At 67.5% G+C, this 3,219-nt stretch carries 6 protein-coding genes; 3 read left to right on the forward strand and 3 right to left on the reverse strand.

Annotated features, from left to right (window positions below; translation table 11 throughout):
- On the reverse strand, positions 1-227 hold a 227-nt coding region (locus WA317_RS16460; protein WP_425174050.1), incomplete at its 3' end, for an amidase family protein.
- Positions 228-334: 107 nt separating this feature from the next.
- Here WA317_RS16460 and WA317_RS16465 point away from each other — a divergent pair.
- From WA317_RS16465 to WA317_RS16475, 3 genes are all read left to right on the forward strand, one after another.
- Positions 335-763, forward strand: a complete 429-nt coding sequence (locus tag WA317_RS16465) for an HIT family protein (RefSeq protein ID WP_425174045.1) — start codon at positions 335-337, stop codon at positions 761-763.
- A gap of 10 nt (positions 764-773) precedes the next feature.
- Entirely contained in the window at positions 774-1,220 is a 447-nt protein-coding gene (locus WA317_RS16470) for a nitroreductase family deazaflavin-dependent oxidoreductase (protein ID WP_425174046.1), read from the forward strand.
- 68 nt (positions 1,221-1,288) lie between these two features.
- A complete protein-coding gene (locus tag WA317_RS16475) occupies positions 1,289-1,735 on the forward strand; it encodes a nitroreductase family deazaflavin-dependent oxidoreductase (protein ID WP_425174047.1) in 447 nt (148 codons plus the stop codon).
- Here WA317_RS16475 and WA317_RS16480 read toward each other — a convergent pair.
- Positions 1,732-2,781: an LLM class flavin-dependent oxidoreductase gene (locus WA317_RS16480; protein ID WP_425174048.1), complete on the reverse strand. Its 1,050-nt coding sequence runs from the start codon at positions 2,779-2,781 to the stop codon at positions 1,732-1,734. The genes WA317_RS16475 and WA317_RS16480 overlap by 4 nt on opposite strands.
- Positions 2,782-2,847: 66 nt before the next feature.
- Positions 2,848-3,219: uracil-DNA glycosylase family protein (locus tag WA317_RS16485; protein ID WP_425174049.1), on the reverse strand; the 372-nt coding region annotated here is incomplete at its 5' end.

Genomic DNA, 3,219 nt, shown 5'->3' on the forward strand with positions numbered 1-3,219 from the left:
GTCGTAGTCTGACAAGCGATATCGACGTCGTCTTTGACCGCGACCGGCACGCCCAGCAGCGGTAGCCGCGCACCGGCGTCGAGGCGGCGCTGCGCAGCGGCGGCCTCTTCCCGGGCGGTGTCGGCCAGCACGACGCGGTAGGACCGCAGTTGCGGGTCCAGCCGGGCGATCCGCTCGAGATAGATTTCGAGCAGCGCCGGTGCGGTGAGTTGTCCGTTGGCCAGCATCCGCGCCTGCTCGGCCGCACCTGCGAACGCCACCTCGCTGTCTTGCACCGCGGTAGCGTAGCGCGGGCGGCGGTCCGCACCGGTGGGTAAGCCGCTACCGTGGCGGCATGTCCTGCGTGTTCTGTTCTATCGTGGCCGGAGAGGCTCCGGCCGTCCGAATTTACGAAGACGACGACTACCTGGCCTTCCTGGACACCCGGCCAATCAGTCGGGGCCACACGTTGGTTGTGCCGAAACGGCACACCGCCGACTTGACGGACACCCCGCCCGACATACTGGCCGACCTGGTGACCATCGGCCAGCGCATTGCCCTGGCAGCCCGCGCGACGGATCTGGCCGACGCGACCAATGTGGCCCTCAACGACGGGCCCGCGGCCTTTCAGTCCGTACGGCACATCCACCTGCACATCTTGCCGCGCCGCAAAGGCGACAGGCTGTCGCTCGCCAAAGGGGCGCTGCTGCGACGCAATGTGAATCCGGAGGAAACCGGACAGCTGCTTCGCGACGCGCTGGCGCGGATCGACACCGACCAGTAAGACTGGGCGCATGACCCATCTCTCGCCGATCGAGCAAGTCGGCTTACGGCTGCTGCATGTCCACGACTTGATCTACCGGAAGACCAACGGCCGGATCGGGCACCGGATCCCGGGTGCGCCACCGAGCCTGCTGCTGCATACCGTCGGAGCCAAAACCGGCCGGGCGCGCACCTCGGCGCTGACCTATGCGCGCGACGGCGACTCCTACCTGATCGTCGCCTCGAACGGCGGCGCGGATCGCTACCCGGGCTGGTACCACAACCTCCGCAAAAGTGCCGACGCTCAAATCAACGTGGGCCCTGAGCGTTTCGCGGTGACCGCACTGGAGGTCAGCCCGGACGACGAGGACTACCTGCGGTTGTGGGAGATCGTCAACAAGAACAACTCCAGCCGGTACTCCAGTTACCAGCAGCGCACCAAGCGGCCGATCCCGGTGTTCGTGCTCAAGCCGAATTAGCGGAGGCCAGAGCACCCACAGTGCGGCAACCACTGGCGGGCGGCGGTTCGTCGGTCGATACTGAACCGATGGCGCTTCCCTCTTGGTTCGAGCAGAGTCTGCTGCCCCGGGTGCTGCGCGTGCACGACGCCGTCTATCGCAGAACGAACGGATGGGTCGGGCACAGAACGTTGGGGATACCCAGCCTGTTGCTGCACACGACCGGGGCCAAGACCGGCAAGCCCCGAACCACCTCGCTGACCTACGCCCGCGACGGCGACAAATATCTGATCGTGGCGTCCAAAGGTGGCGACCCGCGGGCGCCCGGCTGGTACCACAACCTGCGGGCGCGTCCGGATGCCGAAATCAATATCGGGCCGAAACGCTTCGGTGTCACCGCCGATCCGGTCACGCCCGGCGACCAGGACTACGACCGATTGTGGCGAATTGTCAACGCCAACAACGGCAACCGGTACGCCGCCTACCAGAAGAAGACGTCCCGGCCGATCCCGGTCGTGGTGCTGACCACCCGCTAGAACAGTTCTTTGGCCAGCAGTTGCAAGGTGGCCTCGCGCGCCGGTGCGGTCGCGGGGTCGGTGCCACGCCGTGCTGAGGCGACCGGGTGCACCATCACCTCGTCGACGTCGAACCGTTGGGCGAGCGCCCGCACCTGATCGGCGGCTTCTGCCGGTGCCCCGACCACGGCGCGCTCGAGCCCGCTGGCCACGATGTGTTGCTGCGCAGGTGTGAGGTCGGCGCTTGGCACGTCCTCGACGAGTTCCACCGGTCCAAGCGGCTGCCCGGTGCGCAACCGCGACATCATGTGCAGGTTCGGGAGGATCAAATCCACTGCCTCATCCCGGGTTTCGGCTACGACGGCGTTCACCGTCAAGAATGTCACCGGTTCGGCGGCAAGCGCGCTGGGTACGAACCGTGACCGATAGAGTGCGAGCGCTTCTTCGGTTCCCTGGCCGGAGAAGTGGTGGGCGAACACGTAAGGGAGCCCCTTGGCCGCGGCCAGGTGCGCCGAGTACATCGACGAGCCCAGCAGCCACAGTCGTGGTTCGGTGACGGCGGCCGGGGTGGCCTTCAAGATGTAGTCCTGGTTGCGGATCGGCACCCGCACCCCGCGCGTCCCCATCAGTGCGACCACGTCGTCGAGATATTCCGGAAAATTCTCGACGTCTTGCTGAAGGGCCGAGCCGTCGCGTCCGCTCCATCCCCGCAGCGCCAGCGACGTCACCGGGTCAGAGCCGGGCGCCCGGCCGATACCCAGGTCGATGCGGCCCGGCGCGGCCGCTTCCAGCAGGGCGAACTGCTCGGCCACCGCCAGCGGCGCATGATTCGGCAACATGACGCCGCCGGACCCCAGCCGCAACTGCGTGGTTTGAGCAGCCAGATAGGCGATCAACACCGGCGGACTGGTGGCGCCCACCGACGGCATGTTGTGATGTTCGGCCAACCAGTAGCGGGTGTAGCCGAGCCGGTCCGCGGTCTGTGCCAGGCGCACTGTGGCCGCCAGCGCGTCGGCGGTCGACTGGTCGGTGCGGACCGGGACGAGATCAAGAACGGAAAGCCGCATGACGGCCTCAACGCCCGCACCGCGTGGGACGTTCCCGATCAGCCGGTGCGCCCGACGGTGCCGCTGTCAGGGCGCATTGGCAATCTCGGCGGCCCGGCCGAAGACGTCGTCGAGCATGTCCGGTGTCAGCCTGCCGGTGAACGTGTTCTGCTGACTCGGGTGATAGCAGCCCAGTAAAACCACTTCGCCGTGCACTGCGCGCACTGCCGCGGTGGCGCCGTGACCGAACTTCGGCAGCGGCCGGCCAACCTGCCCACCACCGGAGCGGACCATATCCAGCGCCGCTCGCCAGCCGAAACCACCCAGCGCCACGATCACCCGAACGTCGCCGCCGGTCACCCGCCACTCGGCTGTCAGCCATGGAGCACACGTCGTACGCTCGGCCGGGCTCGGCGCGTTGTCCGGCGGTGCGCAGCGCACCGCGGCCACCACCCGGGT

The organism is Mycobacterium sp., from assembly GCF_049802695.1.
In the GTDB taxonomy this organism is placed as follows: Bacteria; Actinomycetota; Actinomycetes; order Mycobacteriales; family Mycobacteriaceae; genus Mycobacterium.